This window comes from Acidovorax sp. LjRoot194 (assembly GCF_964253015.1).
Classification (GTDB): Bacteria; Pseudomonadota; Gammaproteobacteria; order Burkholderiales; family Burkholderiaceae_C; genus Acidovorax.
The window spans coordinates 1,875,704-1,890,306 of record NZ_CAXUQB020000001.1 but is presented as its reverse complement, the minus strand read 5'-3'; the positions used below and the strand labels follow the sequence as shown (position 1 = coordinate 1,890,306).

Below are 14,603 nucleotides of genomic sequence, written 5' to 3'. Positions count from 1 at the left end.
CCTTGAGCCGTTCATCTCCACCCGACCGCCATTTGTCAGACCAGGAATTGCGGCAGGGTAGGACGGCCTTAGCATTCGCCCATGCAGATATTGCGCCAACCACTTCCCTACGGCCTTTGCAGCCGCTCGTGTCCCGCGCCGTTCACCTCTCATGGCTTCACCGCCATTGAACTGATGGTGGTGGTGTCGATCCTAGCCATCCTCACGGCTCTGGCACTGCCTAGTTTTAGACCACTGATGGAAAGATGGCGTGTGCGCGAGGCCGCTGAAAATTTGCAATCAACGATTTACTTTGCCCGCTCAGAAGCAATCAAACGGAGCGGCAGCGTAATTATTGAAAAAAGTCCTAATTCAGGCCCCTGTACTACCGCTACGGCCAACAATCAATGGGGCTGCGGCTGGAACGTTTTCTTCGATGCCGACGGTAACGGTACGCAAGGAGCGTGCATCGCCGCAAATAACCCTAACGAGTGCACTTTACAGGTCGTGGCAGCACCAACTCGAATTTCGATCAATCTTCCCGGAAACTCCGGAAAGATATCGGTCGACAGATGGGGCATGCTTTCACATACGGGTGGAGCAAATGCACCGACGGCGATGTTTTTCGATTTGATGCCACAAGGCAAGACACTGGCTGACAGCAATGCCGCTCGAATCTGCGTCAGCAGCGGGGGACGCATCACTCGCAAAATGGGCAATGAAGCGTGCTAGAGCAACAAGGCTCTTTTTCATAAATCCTCATGCTCAGTACTCGGCAAAACATTAATAAAAGAATGATCCGTTGCTCCTTTGAAAACGGATTCACGGCTATCGAGCTAGCGGTTACGCTGGCTGTTTTGGCACTGCTGGCAGGATTGGCAACGCCCTCTTTCAGTTCGTTGAATGACAAATGGCGCGTCCGTCGAGTCCAAGAGGATTTGCAGTCCACTTTTCAATTTGCCCGATCGGAAGCGGTAAAGCGCGCGGGACACGTCACCGTTCAGAAAATTAGCAACAACACTAACGGCTGCACTACAGCAAAAAGCAAGCAAGACTGGGATTGTGGCTGGATAGTTTGCGCGGACTCCGACAACAGTGGTAGCTGCGGTGCTACTGAAATTGTTCTTCAGCGCGTGGATGCGCCCGGTAAGGTGCAGGTTACACGTACTGGCGGAGGCATCAGCATCAAGTTTGATCAGTGGGGCCTGGTTGATGGCGTCTGGCCTGGCTTTAGCCTAGTACCCTTGAATCGACCCACCACCCATCCCGCTGCATTAGGCTTGTGCATGAGTTCGGGTGGACGTATTCGCATAATTCCTCCAGAGGCTATTCCATGTCGCGATTAAATTCTTCACATCCCGCTCACGTCTCTCGCCAGCACGGCATTACGCTCATCGAGTCGCTTGTTGCCATCATCGTCATGGCGTTAGGCATAATGGGAATCGTGGGCGTACAAATGCGCACGTTGGCGGACACATCTACCACGGTCCGTCGTGCACAAGCGATTCGACTTATCGAAGATTTGAGTGAACGCATTCGCGTCAATCCGAATGGCTTGGCGAATCTGGCGAGCTATGTATCAGTTTTCAGCGCCGCTCCTGCGCCTGGCTCATGTTCCAGCGGTTGTGATCACGCAACTCTCGCCAGCTATGACATTGCCTCCTGGAAGAAGTCTGTACGCGACGCGCTCCCGCTAGGCCAGGCCGAAGTTTTCATTCCCCCTGCAGAGACAGCCGTGGGGGCACAACAAAGACGACAATTAGGCGTAATGATTGCATGGCGCGAGAACGAGGGGCAGGGCCGAAAAACCGTCGACGTCGACGCCACCAAAGTCCGTGATAACACCGGAACCTTGACTGCAGGAGCCACCTTGGCGTGTCCTGCAGATTACATTTGCCATCTGCAATATATCCCCGTGTCGGCGAGGTGTGCACCTTACGCGCCTGGCGCTAACTCCCCAGCGTATTATTGTCCCGGAGCCTGAGATGAAATCGACATGGAATGTGAGCAGCAAAGCAGTCCCGCGCGCCCACGCTCACGCACATTTTCCAAATTCGTTGCCCCCATTTAGCGGGCAAAGGGGCGTTACCTTGTTGGAGCTCATGGTAGGTATAGCTATCGGCTTGCTTGTCGTAGCAGTAGCGATGTCTGCACTTATGATATCCCGAAGCATTTCAGGGACTGTTAGTGATGCTAGTACTATCCAACAACAAGGCGCGTACGCGATGCGTTTGTTCGGGCAGCAGCTGCGCCAAGCGGGATCAATGCGCTTAAATCTAAATCCGGGTTCGGTAGTAACCGCAAGCGGGTACTTGGCGCCAGTAGGCTTCGAAACTGCAGCTGAATCAGCGTCCAGCCCGGCATTCAGCTATACCGCTAATGTGGCCAAGCAAACCATTTCAGGCACCGATTCTCCGGATAGCCTCACCGTTGGATTCAGGCGCTACACCGAAGCTGTATTTACAAGCGCAAGCGAGAAATCTTTAACACGTAATTGTCTCGGAGGTCCGGACGATGCTTCAAGCACAGACCAAAGAATGCAAAGCGTTTTTGATTTTGATTCAGGCAATTTCGTATTGCGTTGCGCCGGCAATAGTGCCGCTTCGCAGCCTATTTTGCAAAACGTCGCCAATTTCCAAGTTCGTTATTTATTACAGGATACAACATCTACACCAAGCATCCCTATGATTAAGCTAGTGGATGCTACAGGCGTAACCAATAATTGGCCTCAGGTGCAGGCTGTTGAAGTATGCGTAGTTCTTTTTGGCAATGAGCGCATCGATTTGCCAGCTGGCAGTACATACACCGATTGCGACGGTTCAACGAGTGTTGATATGAGTATGCTTAGCGGCATACGCGCCAAACGAATGCACATTGCATTTAGAAACGTCTTTCAGCTTCGTAGCCAGGGAATTGTCGGTTCACCAGTGCTTCCAGCTGCGATGTAAGCCACCATGCCCATACAAATTAAGCCCTCATTTAACCGCCGCCGCCATGCGCATACGCAAAGCGGTGTGGCGCTCTTCGTTGTGATAGTTTTCGTAATGCTTTCAATGCTCCTTGCGCTATGGGCATCACGGACATCATTATTTAATGAACTAGTTGTTGGCAACGATGCCGATTACCAGCGTGCATTTGAAGCTGCCCAAGCCTTATTGCAGGATGCGGAGCTTGACATTCGAGGGGAGGGTCCAGACGGAAATTCTTGCGCCGGCGCTAACTGCCGCGACAGCCTTCCTGCTGCGTATAAGATCCCATTAGAAAAGCAAGAAGTTACACCACTCCTTGCAGATTTGGATCAACAGTCAACCAAGTGTCGTGATGGCTTATGTACCAAACGTGACGGACGACAGGATTTTTGGAACACAATCAGCACCACGCCTCTAGCGCCAGGTGAAGCAAAATTGTCTGACATGACCCAACCCAATATTGGTGCGCGATACGGCCAATATTCTGGCGCTGCTACCGGAAACTCCAGCACACCCGCAAATCCTATTCTCGCCGATGTTAGCAGCAACAACAGTGGTGGATGGTACTGGATCGAAATTATGCAGTATGACGAGAGCAGCAAGAATTCGCGCGTCGTCGTTGATAGCAGCAGCACTAATTTACTTCGATTTAATTTAAAACCAAATGTTATTTACCGAATCACCGCACTGGCGTATGGCCGAAAGCCTGGCACCATGGCTGTGCTTCAGCAGACATACGTGCGGCAGGTAAAGCCCGATTAATTCCGCACCTGCATGAAACTAATCAGTTCGACGCAGTTGTAAATATCACAGATCAAATCAAAGGAGCGAGTCATGCGCCGCACTGCAGCCCCCCATTTTCGTAAAAATCTGCTTGCCTTAGCGGTAAGCGCTACGCTCGCCCCTACTAGCGTTTTGGCGTTAGATTTGACCGAAGCCCCCCCTGGCGTAGTGGAGCCATATGTCCGACCTAACGTAATTATCTCGGTGGATGACTCTGGGAGTATGGCGTTCAGGGTCAATAGCAGTGCGAACGGTAGCGCTACAGTGGTTACACCGAATCCCGACGGTTCATGGCCTGTGAACGCACAGCGCATGAACGTTTTGAAGTATGCACTGAAATCAGTTTTCGACCCCACCCATCCGGAATATGACGCATCCCTTCTACCTGACAAGAAAATCCGCCTATCTTGGCAAGTGATGTGGAACAATGGCAATGCAAGCAATGCCTCCAATGTCAACACCACAAACATGAACACCAATTCGATGCGTGTCTTGCAAGGTGCACATCGGACTAATTTTCTTAACTTCGTTAGTAGCTTGACTCCGAGCAACGGAACGCCTTCGCATCTGATGTTTAGCCAAGCGGACGCGTATATGCGCCAGCCCCTTGGTACTAACAGTGCGTGGGCAAGCGACCCTGGCACAACGGGCTCTCCATATTTAGCTTGCCGCCGTACTTATCATATCTTTATGTCAGACGGACGCTGGAATGGAGGAGTGTCTGGCGGGGCGCAAGATAATAGTACGACTAAAATTTTGCCGGACGGGATGGTGTATGGTGGCACTACGGCAACGGACCAAGCGAAAACGCGGCTGTACCGCGATTCTTTCAACAACACTCTTGCAGACTGGGCTTTCTACAGTTGGTCCACGGCCATGCAAACTACAGGCATGACCGGCACGATGCAGCCAGCTGCAGACTACCGCGCAGCGCCCGCTACTGAAAATTTTGGCCTTGATAAGGCAGGTAAATCTGCCATTCTGGAACGTTATTGGAACCCTCGATATAATCCAGCCACCTGGCCTCACATGGTGACGTATGGTATTGGCTTCAGTAACGATGCAACCACTTGGCCCGGCGCGCCCAGCATTATAGCTCCACCAGCCACCGAACAACTCCCGTTCAGCTTTAACAACGCTAGCAGCTTTCCAGATCTGGTTACAGGCAACCACCTTTGGCCTAACATGGGGAACGGAGAGGATGTACGAGCTCTTGACCTCTGGCACGGAGCCCTCAATGGACGTGGTCGCTTCTATGCGGTAACGCGTGGGCAAGATTTGGAAAAAGCCTTCCGGGACATTTTTGCACAAATCAATACCGCGACGGATCCCGATCTAAGTTCCAGTGCCACAAGCGGCTCTAACGTTTCCCGCAGTGAGGTGGGAAAATATACGGCGGCTTATGAACCTGAGAAATTTTGGAAAGGTTTCGTCACAGCTGAAAAAGTCAGAAAAGATGGAACGAGCTATCCCGATCCTACATGGAATGGAAAAAATACTGCTGACCTGCTCGATGCAAGTAATGTCGGCACGCGGATGGTCTTGAGCTGGAGCGACAAGTGGACGGGCACGGCTTATCAAGGAGGCGTCCCTTTTAGATGGGCAGCGGATGAAAGCCGACTTAGCGCAACACAAAAGCTGTGGTTGCAGAAGAATATGAGTGGGACTGATGAGGGCGCTACCAAAGGCCAACAAAGACTGGACTATATCCGAGGCGACAAGTCACTTGAAGGTGTTGATCCTACGGGGTACACAGCTACCAAGACGTTCCGCCAACGCCAAAGCATCCAGGGCGACATCATCAACTCTGACGTGTGGTACACAGGAGCACCAGCGTCAGATTATGTATTAAAGGGTTATACGACGTTTGTGCGCAATAGTCGAACCCGTCCTGGCATGCTTTACGTGGGTGGCAACGACGGAATGCTACACGGCTTTGCAGCTTTGGATGGGCAGGAAAAAATTTCGTATGTCCCGCGTGGGGTTATTCCTACACTTACGTTATTGACCGATCCACAGTACAACAATAAACACAAGTACTACGTAGACGGCTCACCCATGACAGGTGACATAGATCTTAATGGGGGCGTTCAAGACCCTAGTGATCCCACATACGCTACTTATGCACCCAACTGGCGAACAATGCTAGTGGGCACATTGGGTTTAGGCGGTAAAGGATATTATGTTCTAGATGTCACTAACCCCACTGCGGCTAATTTACCGGATAGCACTCCAGGGTTCATGGAGGCCAATGCAGCGCAAATTGTCCGACTTGATCGCACTCGCGGATCGAGCGAAACAGCTGCAAATTGTGCAATTTTGACCGGCGTGGAAAAAACAACTTGTTTACAGGTTGTAGCCGAAGACAAGGATATCGGCAATATCACAGCGCGACCGGTAAAAGATGACAACGACGGAATGCGCACCAGTCAAATAACCCGCATGAATGACAAGCGGTGGGCAGTCGTTTTGGGCAACGGGTACAACAGTGCGAACCAACGTCCGGTGCTTTTGATCCAGTATCTGGACGGTGCAAAAGAGCTTGTGCGCATTGCGGCAACGAACGATGCGGCGGGCACCGGCAGAGCCAATGACAACGGCCTGGGATCTCCGCGGTTGGTAGATATCAACGGCGATGGCCTTGTTGATGTGGTGTATGCGGGCGACAACCTTGGCAATATGTGGAAATTCGACCTGACTAGCTACGACTCTAGCAACTGGAAAATTGCGTTTGGAGGCAATCCTTTGTTTACAGCCCAGGGGCCCGCGGCGCTGAATGGTCCACGTACAAAAACACAGGCCATCTCGGCTCCGCCCACGGTGCGCGCAAACGACCGTCAGATGGTAATAGGCTCAGGTCCATCGGCAAAAACGCTGGATGTGGGTGGCATGATGGTATCGTTTGGCACGGGGCGCAACGTCAGCAAAACTGATCCGTCCAATGTCGACGTTCAGACTCTGTACTCAGCACTGGATAACACGCGCTATCGCGTGATTACGACACCTTTTGGAAAAAGGCTTGAAGTGCATCCGGGTGCAGGTACCTGCCCTGGAACAACATGCGTTCCCACTCCCGTAGCACTTGGAACGGGTGTAAGTATGGCCAAACTGGCCAAACGCGAGTTTATTGAGATTGACGCTGGCACTTTTGGCGCAATCAAGGAAGTCGACGTTCTAGACAAGTCGACGTGGGCCAATTTGAACGGATGGTATGTGGATCTGCCCGCAATTGGCGAGCGGTTACTGAAACCTCTTGAATTTTACGATGGCAGTAATTTGTTGACCGCGTGGTCGCAAGTGCCCGCAAAAGGGTCAAATGTGGACCCGAATGTAGAAAGCTGTGAATCGACATCAGTGGACGGTGAACGACAATATCGGACATTCATCAATATCATGGACGGAAAAGCCCCATCCGTCTCAGTGGTGGATAAAGACAAGGATGGTAAGTTCACATTAGGCACGGTTGCTTCGCCCGGTGGCGATGCAGTGGTTGACGGGACCGTCTTGATAAGTATTTCTCGCGCTAAAGTTGCCAAGGGCCCTCATAGCATTATCAGAAAAAATAAATTCGAGAATTCCGATATTGATTCAAAAAGTGGGAGTGGTGGCGGCGTTCCATGCCCACCAGGTGCAAGTTGCGGGCCTGAGAAACTGGCGACCATGCCCGAGTGGACAATGCGTCCAAGCTGGCGTCAAAATCAATAAATTCTCCGCCTGTAGGATATATTATGAATATAAACCTCTCCAAGGTTCAAAAGGGCTTCACTTTGATAGAATTGATGATCGTTGTAGCGATCATTGGGATTCTCTCGGCAATAGCGTATCCCAGTTACGCCGAATACGTTCGGCGTGGGCATCGGGCCGATGCCCGGACTGGCCTTTTGCAGGCTCAGCAGTGGATGGAGAGAGCCGCAACAGCGACTGGTGTCTATCCCGCTACAGGTGCAGGGCCATACTATGCACTGCCCGGTTCATTAACTTGGAGCGCTGACACATCCAAACGCTACACTATCAGCTTCTCTGGCGCACCTTCGAGCGCTGTCTATACATTAATTGCAACTCGAAGAGCTGGGGCGCAAGCGATAGATAAGTGCGGAGACTACACGCTTACTAACACTGGCGTACGTGGCATAGTTAATCAATCTGGTGGCGCGACGATTGAAGAGTGTTGGCGTAAATAGAGTGGGGTTGTTTTCTTGCGCGTGACCATTACGCAAACTGTGTATTTTATCAGGTGGTTTATCTGAGAGCTCGAGCATTATTAACTCCATACCTAAAAACCGATAGTTGATCAAAACAACGGCTGACGAAAAACTCTCAAACCCGATTACTCAACGAAACGGCAGGGACATTGAAATCGCAGTTATAGAGTGGGAATTCAGGATGTAGAAAATGCGTGATGCAATATCCTGTGCAACGTTCGAACTGTTAGCATGGAAAATGACTACAAAAGGGTTTGCGAAGACGTGTCGATAACTACTCGTATTGCCACTGTCGGAGCGGCAGACCCGGACCACGATCAATCCGTGGAAGCCAACGCACTAAAAAGATCACCTCTGGCTGCAGTCCAATTTGATACGAGCCATGGAGCGCAAGAATCCCGTGAACTCAACATTGGCTACTTCAGCCGGATGGTCCGTGGCACACCTTGGGTCAGAGTCAAGACGGCCGCCTCTCTAGACGGAACTACCGCGTTACACAACGGCGCCAGCCAGTGGATCACCTCGAGAGCCGCTCGTGTGGACGGCCACGCGTGGCGGGCACGCGCATGCGCAGTGCTGACCGGCATCGGCACTGTGTTGGACGATAACCCTCGGCTTAACGTGCGTGAGGTGCCGACGCCGAAGCAGCCGGCTGTAGTGGTGGTAGACAGCAGGCTCCAGACGCCTCTAAACGCGCATGTTCTGATGACCGGTCGGCAATGTTTTATTTATGCCGCCGTGCAAGACAGCGCCAAGCAAGCGGCGCTAGAAGACCGAGGAGCCCAGGTTATTTATCTGCCCAACGCAGCCGGCAAAGTGGATCTGGCGGCGATGCTTAAAGACCTGGGCCGCCGCGGCATCAACGAGTTGCATGTCGAAGCGGGCCACAAGCTCAACGGGTCAATGGTACGAGAGGGTCTGGTGGACGAGTTGCTGGTGTATCTGGCGCCACGGCTGTTGGGCAGCGGGTTAGGCATGACCAACTGGGGGCCGTTGACTGCTTTGGCGGACGGGCTGCAGTTGCAGTTCGAGTCAGTGGAAATGGTAGGGTCCGATTTGCGTGTGATTGCGCGGGTAGAAGGCCGGGATAACTTCTAGACCCACGATGGTGCATCACATAGCACCATAACCGGCATGTTTATTGCTTTATTTTGGTGCAGTTCTGGGGAACATAGCTTTTTCGCACCAGAAAAGATCAATACAACGCAAGAGGACGGTATGCAAGCACTCAAACAGGGCACAGACGCCTTGTTCATTCTTCTGGGCGCCATCATGGTGCTGGCCATGCATGCCGGGTTCGCCTTTCTCGAACTGGGCACAGTTCGCAAGAAGAACCAAGTCAATGCGCTGGTCAAGATCCTGGTGGATTTCTCGGTGTCCACCGTGGTGTACTTCGTGGCGGGCTACAGCGTGGCCTACGGCACGCACTTCTTTGTGGGTGCGGAGTCCCTCGTGCAGCAAAGCGGCTACTCACTGGTCAAATTCTTCTTCCTGCTGACTTTTGCCGCGGCCATTCCGGCGATTGTGTCGGGTGGCATTGCCGAACGTGCGAAGTTCTGGCCGCAGCTGATGGCTACCGCGGTGATCGTCGGCTTCGTCTACCCCTTTTTTGAAGGCATCGCCTGGAACCAGCACTTCGGCGTGCAGGCATGGATCAAAGGCTTGACCGGCGAGGAATTCCACGACTTTGCGGGCTCCATCGTGGTGCATGCGATGGGCGGCTGGATCGCGCTGCCGGCGGTGATTCTGCTCGGCTCGCGTGCCAACCGGTACCGCAAGGACGGCGCCATCTCCGCCCATCCGCCGTCCAACATTCCGTTCCTGGCGCTGGGCGCCTGGGTGCTGGTGGTGGGTTGGTTCGGCTTCAATGTGATGAGCGCCCAGACGGTGGACAAGCTCTCGGGCCTGGTCGCTGTGAATTCCCTGATGGCGATGGTGGGCGGCACGCTGGCCGCGCTGGTGCTGGGCAAAAATGACCCGGGCTTCGTGCACAACGGCCCGTTGGCCGGGCTGGTGGCCGTGTGCGCGGGCTCCGACCTGATGCACCCCTTGGGCGCACTGGTGGTGGGGGCCGTGGCAGGCGCCATTTTTGTATTGATGTTCACGCTCACACAGAACAAATGGAAGATAGACGACGTGCTGGGCGTCTGGCCTTTGCATGGCCTGTGCGGCACCTGGGGCGGGCTGGCTGCCGGAATCTTTGGCAGCAAGGCATTGGGTGGCCTGGGGGGCGTCAGCTTCTCGGCCCAGTTGATCGGCAGCGCTCTGGGCGTGGCATGGGCGCTAGCAGGCGGGTTTGTGGTCTACGGCATTCTCAAAAGCACGGTGGGGCTGCGGCTGAGCCAGGAAGAAGAATTCGACGGCGCTGATCTGTCGATTCACAAGATCAGCTCCACGCCAGACCGTGAAGTGAGCTGGTAGCCAGGAACAGGGCGCGGTCTGGCCCAGCATGCCAGCGCAGCCGAGCTGGCTTTTTTTGTCTGCCAGCCCACGACGACACCTGCGTAGGCGCGGCGTCCGACAGGCACGACAGCCGGTGCGCGGTCACAATCGCGCCATGCCGCGCATGCTCACCGCCCCTGCCTTTCTCAACACCACAGCCCGCTACGGTTGGTTGGCCCTGTTGGCCGTCCTCATGGCCGGGGCCATCACGGGCTGCGCGGGCTTGCCCAAGGATGTCGAGCGGCCGGTGACCAGCGCCCTGGCAGCCCCCGCGGGCACCGCGCTGGGGCAACTGGTGGATGCGCGGCGTGCCGCTGCCGGTGGACGTCACCCGTCAGGATTTTTACTTCTCAGCGGCCCGCAGGCCGCTTACGGCAGTCGTTTGGCCCTGGTGGACGCTGCGCAGAAGACACTGGACCTGCAGTACTACGCCATCCATGCCGATGCCAGCAGCGAGCGGTTGCTGCTGAGCGTGGTGGCAGCCGCCAATCGGGGCGTGCGGGTGCGCGTGTTGCTCGACGACTTTCACAGCACGGGCCGCGACGCGCAGGTGATGCGCCTGGCGTTCGTACCCAACATAGAGATGCGCATGTTCAACCCGCTGACTGGCGCGCGGGGCTCACCCATCGGCCGCATGTTCAGCATGATCGGCGACTTCTCGCGCGTGCAGCAGCGCATGCACAACAAGCTCTTCATCGCGGACAACGCCATGGGCGTGACCGGCGGGCGCAATCTGGGAGACGCGTACTTCGGCAATGCCGATTCAGGCAACTTCGTGGACCTGGATGTGCTGGCTGCAGGCCCTATCGTTCAAGACCTTTCGCGCAGCTTCGACAGTTACTGGAACAACGACCGCGCCTACCCGGTGCAGTCGCTCGTCACCCGCGAGGAGCTGGACGCGCTGCGCGAACGCATGCGCACCACCGATGCAGCCCAGCAAGACCGCGTCAAGGGCCAGGGCGGCACGCTGGCGCCAGACAATCAGCCTGGGGGAGACGGCCGCCAAAGCACCGCCACGCAGCGGGCGCGCATCTGGGACCAGCAGCCCATGGACCTGGCCCAGGCGCAGTTCACCTGGGCGCCCGCAGCGGTGCTGGTGGACAAGCCTGCCAAGATCCCGCCAGACGGCAACGCGCCCCCTACCCTGCCAGAACAGGCGCCGGCGAAGGCCACCCCAGTAGCGATCACATCCCGCGGTCCGCGTGCCGCCACAGCCCCTGCTGCGGCGTTGCCCACGGCCGCTGCGGCCGCAGCCGCTTCCGCTACTTCCTCCACTGCTTCCGCTACCTCTACCTCCACTTCCGCTGCTGCCACACCAGGCAATGCGGCGGACACGTCCGGAGTCATGGGCGCTGCACCTAATGCACTGCCGCCCGACCGCGCGCCCGGCGACAACAGCGAGCTGCGCGAAGCCCAGATGGACACGGTGGTGGATGGCCTGCTGCAGCTCATGGGGCAGACGCAGCGCGATCTGCTCATCATCTCGCCCTACTTCGTCCCAGGGCCTGACATGAAGCAGGCCTTTGCCGCCGCGCGCGCGCGGGGCGTGCGGGTACGCGTGCTCACCAACTCCCTGGCCTCGAACGATGCGCCGATTGCCCACGCAGGCTACGCACGCCACCGCACCGAGCTGCTGGCCATGGGCGTGGAGCTGTACGAGATGCGCAGCGAACTGCCCGGCGTGCTCAGCGGCTCCCTGGGCTCCACTGGCAGCAGCGGTGGCAAGGGCGGCAGCGCGGGCGGGTCCATGGGCAGTTCGCGCGCCATGCTGCACACCAAGCTGCTCATCATGGACGGCCGCCTGCTGGCCATCGGCTCGATGAACCTGGACATCCGCTCGCAGCGGCAAAACACCGAGATCGCGCTGCTGATCCGCAGTGGCGACCTGTCGCGACGCGCCACCGCACAGATCGACGGTGCACTGCGGGACGCCGCTTGGCGGGTGGAGCTGGATGGCAGCCGCCTGGTGTGGCGCGCCCCCGCAGGCAGCGGCTTGCCGGACGCGACGTCGGAGCCCGACGCCAGTACCCCGCTGCGCCTGATGCTGCAACTGCTGGGCCCGCTCGCGCCCGATCATTTGCTCTGAAAGTCGCAAGACGCAGCGCATCTGCGCAGTGGTATCCGCGCGGTGGATGCAAGGGGCTCAGGCTAGAGAGCCTGACAACCTGACAAGTACGCAGACGGACCAACGAACGGCCGAGCCACCGCACCCCGAGTGCTCAACAGACTCAGGCCTGCTGGGCCGCCACCCAGGCGGTGATAGCGCGCTGGTCCGTCATCGTGCGCACGTGCTGATAGGCAATCTCCGCCTCGGGGAACCGTCGGCGCAGCAGGTTGAGCCACTGTTTGAGGCGCCCTGCCCGCTGGCGGGGCTCGAGGTCGTCGCACACCAGCTGCCAAAAGGCAGCAATGTGCGGCAGCAGCTCGGGCCACGTAACAAGGTCTGTGCCCGGCTGGCCTGCATCGGCAGCGCGGATGGCCCGGGCCAACCCTGGGTCCGCCACAATGCCGCGGCCCAGCATGAGCGCGTCGCAGCCCGACACCTCGCGGCAGCGCTGCGCGTCGGCCACGGTCCATATCTCGCCGTTGGCCACCACCGGGATGCGCACGGCAGCACGTACTGCGGGCAGGTGTTCCCAGTACGCTGGCGGGCGATAGCCGTCGGCCTTGGTGCGGGCGTGGACCACCAGCTCGCAGGCGCCTCCAGCCTCCATGGCCTGGGCGCATTCGCGCAGCAGCGCCGTGTCGTTGAAGCCCAGGCGCATCTTGGCGGACACCGGCAGATGCGCAGGCACCGCGCGCCGTACGGCAGCCACTACGGCAGCGATGCGTTCGGGGTCCTGCAGCAAGGCCGCGCCGCCGCCATGGCGGTTGACCACCTTGGCCGGGCAGCCGAAGTTCAGGTCGATCCCTTCAGGACCCAGCGCCGCCAGGCAGGCTGCGTTCTCGGCCATGCTGACGGGGTCGGACCCAAGCAACTGGGCACGCACCGGCACGCCGGCCAGGGTGCGGCTGCCGTTGCGCAGCTCGGGCACATAGCGCAGAAAGACCTTGTCGGGCAGCAGCGTGCCCGTGATGCGGATGAACTCGGACACACAGCGGTCCACCCCGCCCACGCGGGTCAGCACATCACGCAGCACAAAGTCGAGGAGCCCCTCCATGGGGGCCAGCAGCAAGGTCATCGCGGTTCGGTTCAGGGGCCTCGCCGGCCGCCGCCCGTGGCGTGCACGGAATGCGGACGGCAAGGCATTCAGCCAGACTATGAAATAAAAGTGCTCTACCGCTTATTAGACGGGCGCCAGCAGCTATAAAAAACATAGCAATCGCACATCCAGCAGTTTCTGCAGCCGTCAAGGCAATCACGGCAGCCCGCCATTGTGCGGCACGGGGTCATCACAGCGTCATCGCCGCTTGGTGCAATCAGCGCCATCACCCGTGAACAGGACACGCCATGCTGCTGCAAAAAACCGACAAAGCCCGCCTGGAGCTGTCCCCCGGCGTGCGCACCCTGAGCCTGCGCGAGCGCTCGCTGCTGCTGCTGGCCGACGGCAAAACACTGTCGGACCTGCAGGCCATGTACAACGGCATCGGCGCGCAAATCGTGGACAACCTCATGCGGCAGGGCTACCTCACCGGCCCCGCCGAGCTGCCGCCCACGGAGTCGCCGCCAGCACCCGCCTCGTCCACCGCTACAGTCACAGCCACAGCCACAGCCAGCCGGCCATCAACGTCGTCCCCAGCCGCAGCCCCCGCCCCACGCCAGGAGCCTGCCGAAGCCCTGCGGTCGCTGGCCGGTGCGCGGATGTACCTGTTCGATGCCTGCGAACGCCTGTTCGCCCGCCGCGACCCGGTCATGGCGCAGCAGTTTCGTGAAGCACTGCGTGCCGCCAAAGACCAGGACAGCATGCTCGACGTGGGCGAAGCCATGTTCGACGAGGTCGCTCTGGCCGCAGGCGAAGAGCGGGCAGCGAGCCTGCGCGAGCGTTTTGAGCAACTGCTCCCCGCAACGGCCACTACACCTGCCAAGTCGTTCGACACGACCCAGCCAGCCGTCCTGAGCTGAACTCAAAAGATCTGACCGAAAGATAAGCAGAGGGCAGAGCGCCCGGAGCGCCAGCTAGATACGGGCGGCTTGATTGATCGACAGATTGACTATGCGGTCAAAGGCCAATGGGTCATCGATCAATCGTTCACTCAACCATGCCCCGTCACACCCAGACCAGGTAGC

12 protein-coding genes are annotated in these 14,603 nt (G+C 57.4%); 11 read left to right on the top strand and 1 reads right to left on the bottom strand.

Features of this window, described 5'->3' with window-relative positions:
- Window positions 1-81: 81 nt before the first annotated feature.
- The 10 genes from ACSQ3N_RS08640 to ACSQ3N_RS08595 all read left to right on the top strand — a co-directional run bounded on the left by ACSQ3N_RS08640 (window position 82) and on the right by ACSQ3N_RS08595 (window position 12,461).
- Window positions 82-711: a GspH/FimT family pseudopilin gene (locus tag ACSQ3N_RS08640; protein WP_082516702.1), complete on the top strand. Its 630-nt coding sequence runs from the start codon at window positions 82-84 to the stop codon at window positions 709-711.
- Window positions 712-740: 29 nt separating this feature from the next.
- Window positions 741-1,325 carry a GspH/FimT family protein gene (locus tag ACSQ3N_RS08635; protein WP_235507233.1) on the top strand — a complete coding sequence of 195 codons (585 nt, stop codon included), beginning with the start codon at window positions 741-743 and terminating at the stop codon, window positions 1,323-1,325.
- Complete coding sequence (gene pilV, locus ACSQ3N_RS08630) at window positions 1,313-1,963, top strand: type IV pilus modification protein PilV (RefSeq protein WP_056162333.1); 651 nt, start codon at window positions 1,313-1,315, stop codon at window positions 1,961-1,963. The genes ACSQ3N_RS08635 and pilV overlap by 13 nt, the downstream gene beginning before the upstream one ends.
- A 1-nt stretch (window position 1,964) precedes the next feature.
- Window positions 1,965-2,927 (top strand): PilW family protein, encoded by a 963-nt coding sequence (locus ACSQ3N_RS08625; RefSeq protein WP_082516701.1) that lies wholly within the window; start codon window positions 1,965-1,967, stop codon window positions 2,925-2,927.
- A 6-nt stretch (window positions 2,928-2,933) separates the two neighbouring features.
- Window positions 2,934-3,710, top strand: a complete 777-nt coding sequence (locus ACSQ3N_RS08620) for a pilus assembly PilX family protein (protein ID WP_156371859.1) — start codon at window positions 2,934-2,936, stop codon at window positions 3,708-3,710.
- Window positions 3,711-3,782: 72 nt separating this feature from the next.
- Window positions 3,783-7,436, top strand: coding sequence for a pilus assembly protein (locus ACSQ3N_RS08615; RefSeq protein WP_082516713.1), 3,654 nt, complete (start codon window positions 3,783-3,785; stop codon window positions 7,434-7,436).
- A gap of 23 nt (window positions 7,437-7,459) precedes the next feature.
- Window positions 7,460-7,912 (top strand): type IV pilin protein, encoded by a 453-nt coding sequence (locus tag ACSQ3N_RS08610; protein ID WP_056162327.1) that lies wholly within the window; start codon window positions 7,460-7,462, stop codon window positions 7,910-7,912.
- Window positions 7,913-8,164: 252 nt separating this feature from the next.
- Entirely contained in the window at window positions 8,165-9,031 is an 867-nt protein-coding gene (locus ACSQ3N_RS08605; protein ID WP_082516700.1) for a RibD family protein, read from the top strand.
- A gap of 120 nt (window positions 9,032-9,151) precedes the next feature.
- On the top strand, window positions 9,152-10,354 hold the full coding sequence (locus ACSQ3N_RS08600) for an ammonium transporter (RefSeq protein ID WP_436146060.1): 1,203 nt from the start codon (window positions 9,152-9,154) through the stop codon (window positions 10,352-10,354).
- Window positions 10,355-10,490: 136 nt separating this feature from the next.
- Window positions 10,491-12,461, top strand: a complete 1,971-nt coding sequence (locus ACSQ3N_RS08595) for a phospholipase D family protein (RefSeq protein ID WP_436146059.1) — start codon at window positions 10,491-10,493, stop codon at window positions 12,459-12,461.
- A gap of 142 nt (window positions 12,462-12,603) precedes the next feature.
- On the opposite strand, the gene ACSQ3N_RS08590 is transcribed toward ACSQ3N_RS08595, so the two are convergent.
- Window positions 12,604-13,557 (bottom strand): tRNA dihydrouridine synthase, encoded by a 954-nt coding sequence (locus ACSQ3N_RS08590; protein ID WP_156371857.1) that lies wholly within the window; start codon window positions 13,555-13,557, stop codon window positions 12,604-12,606.
- A gap of 269 nt (window positions 13,558-13,826) precedes the next feature.
- Between ACSQ3N_RS08590 and ACSQ3N_RS08585 the strand changes: the two genes are divergently transcribed.
- On the top strand, window positions 13,827-14,438 hold the full coding sequence (locus tag ACSQ3N_RS08585) for a hypothetical protein (protein ID WP_056162320.1): 612 nt from the start codon (window positions 13,827-13,829) through the stop codon (window positions 14,436-14,438).
- Window positions 14,439-14,603 lie beyond the last annotated feature (165 nt).

Bases quoted from the DNA above. Each gene is read 5' to 3' on its own strand.
- ACSQ3N_RS08640 (WP_082516702.1), top strand. From the start codon at position 82: ATGCAGATATTGCGCCAACCACTTCCCTACGGCCTTTGCAGCCGCTCG.
- ACSQ3N_RS08635 (WP_235507233.1), top strand. From the start codon at position 741: ATGCTCAGTACTCGGCAAAACATTAATAAAAGAATGATCCGTTGCTCC.
- pilV (WP_056162333.1), top strand. From the start codon at position 1,313: ATGTCGCGATTAAATTCTTCACATCCCGCTCACGTCTCTCGCCAGCAC.
- ACSQ3N_RS08625 (WP_082516701.1), top strand. From the start codon at position 1,965: ATGAAATCGACATGGAATGTGAGCAGCAAAGCAGTCCCGCGCGCCCAC.
- ACSQ3N_RS08620 (WP_156371859.1), top strand. From the start codon at position 2,934: ATGCCCATACAAATTAAGCCCTCATTTAACCGCCGCCGCCATGCGCAT.
- ACSQ3N_RS08615 (WP_082516713.1), top strand. From the start codon at position 3,783: ATGCGCCGCACTGCAGCCCCCCATTTTCGTAAAAATCTGCTTGCCTTA.
- ACSQ3N_RS08610 (WP_056162327.1), top strand. From the start codon at position 7,460: ATGAATATAAACCTCTCCAAGGTTCAAAAGGGCTTCACTTTGATAGAA.
- ACSQ3N_RS08605 (WP_082516700.1), top strand. From the start codon at position 8,165: ATGGAAAATGACTACAAAAGGGTTTGCGAAGACGTGTCGATAACTACT.
- ACSQ3N_RS08600 (WP_436146060.1), top strand. From the start codon at position 9,152: ATGCAAGCACTCAAACAGGGCACAGACGCCTTGTTCATTCTTCTGGGC.
- ACSQ3N_RS08595 (WP_436146059.1), top strand. From the start codon at position 10,491: ATGCCGCGCATGCTCACCGCCCCTGCCTTTCTCAACACCACAGCCCGC.
- ACSQ3N_RS08590 (WP_156371857.1), bottom strand. From the start codon at position 13,557: ATGACCTTGCTGCTGGCCCCCATGGAGGGGCTCCTCGACTTTGTGCTG.
- ACSQ3N_RS08585 (WP_056162320.1), top strand. From the start codon at position 13,827: ATGCTGCTGCAAAAAACCGACAAAGCCCGCCTGGAGCTGTCCCCCGGC.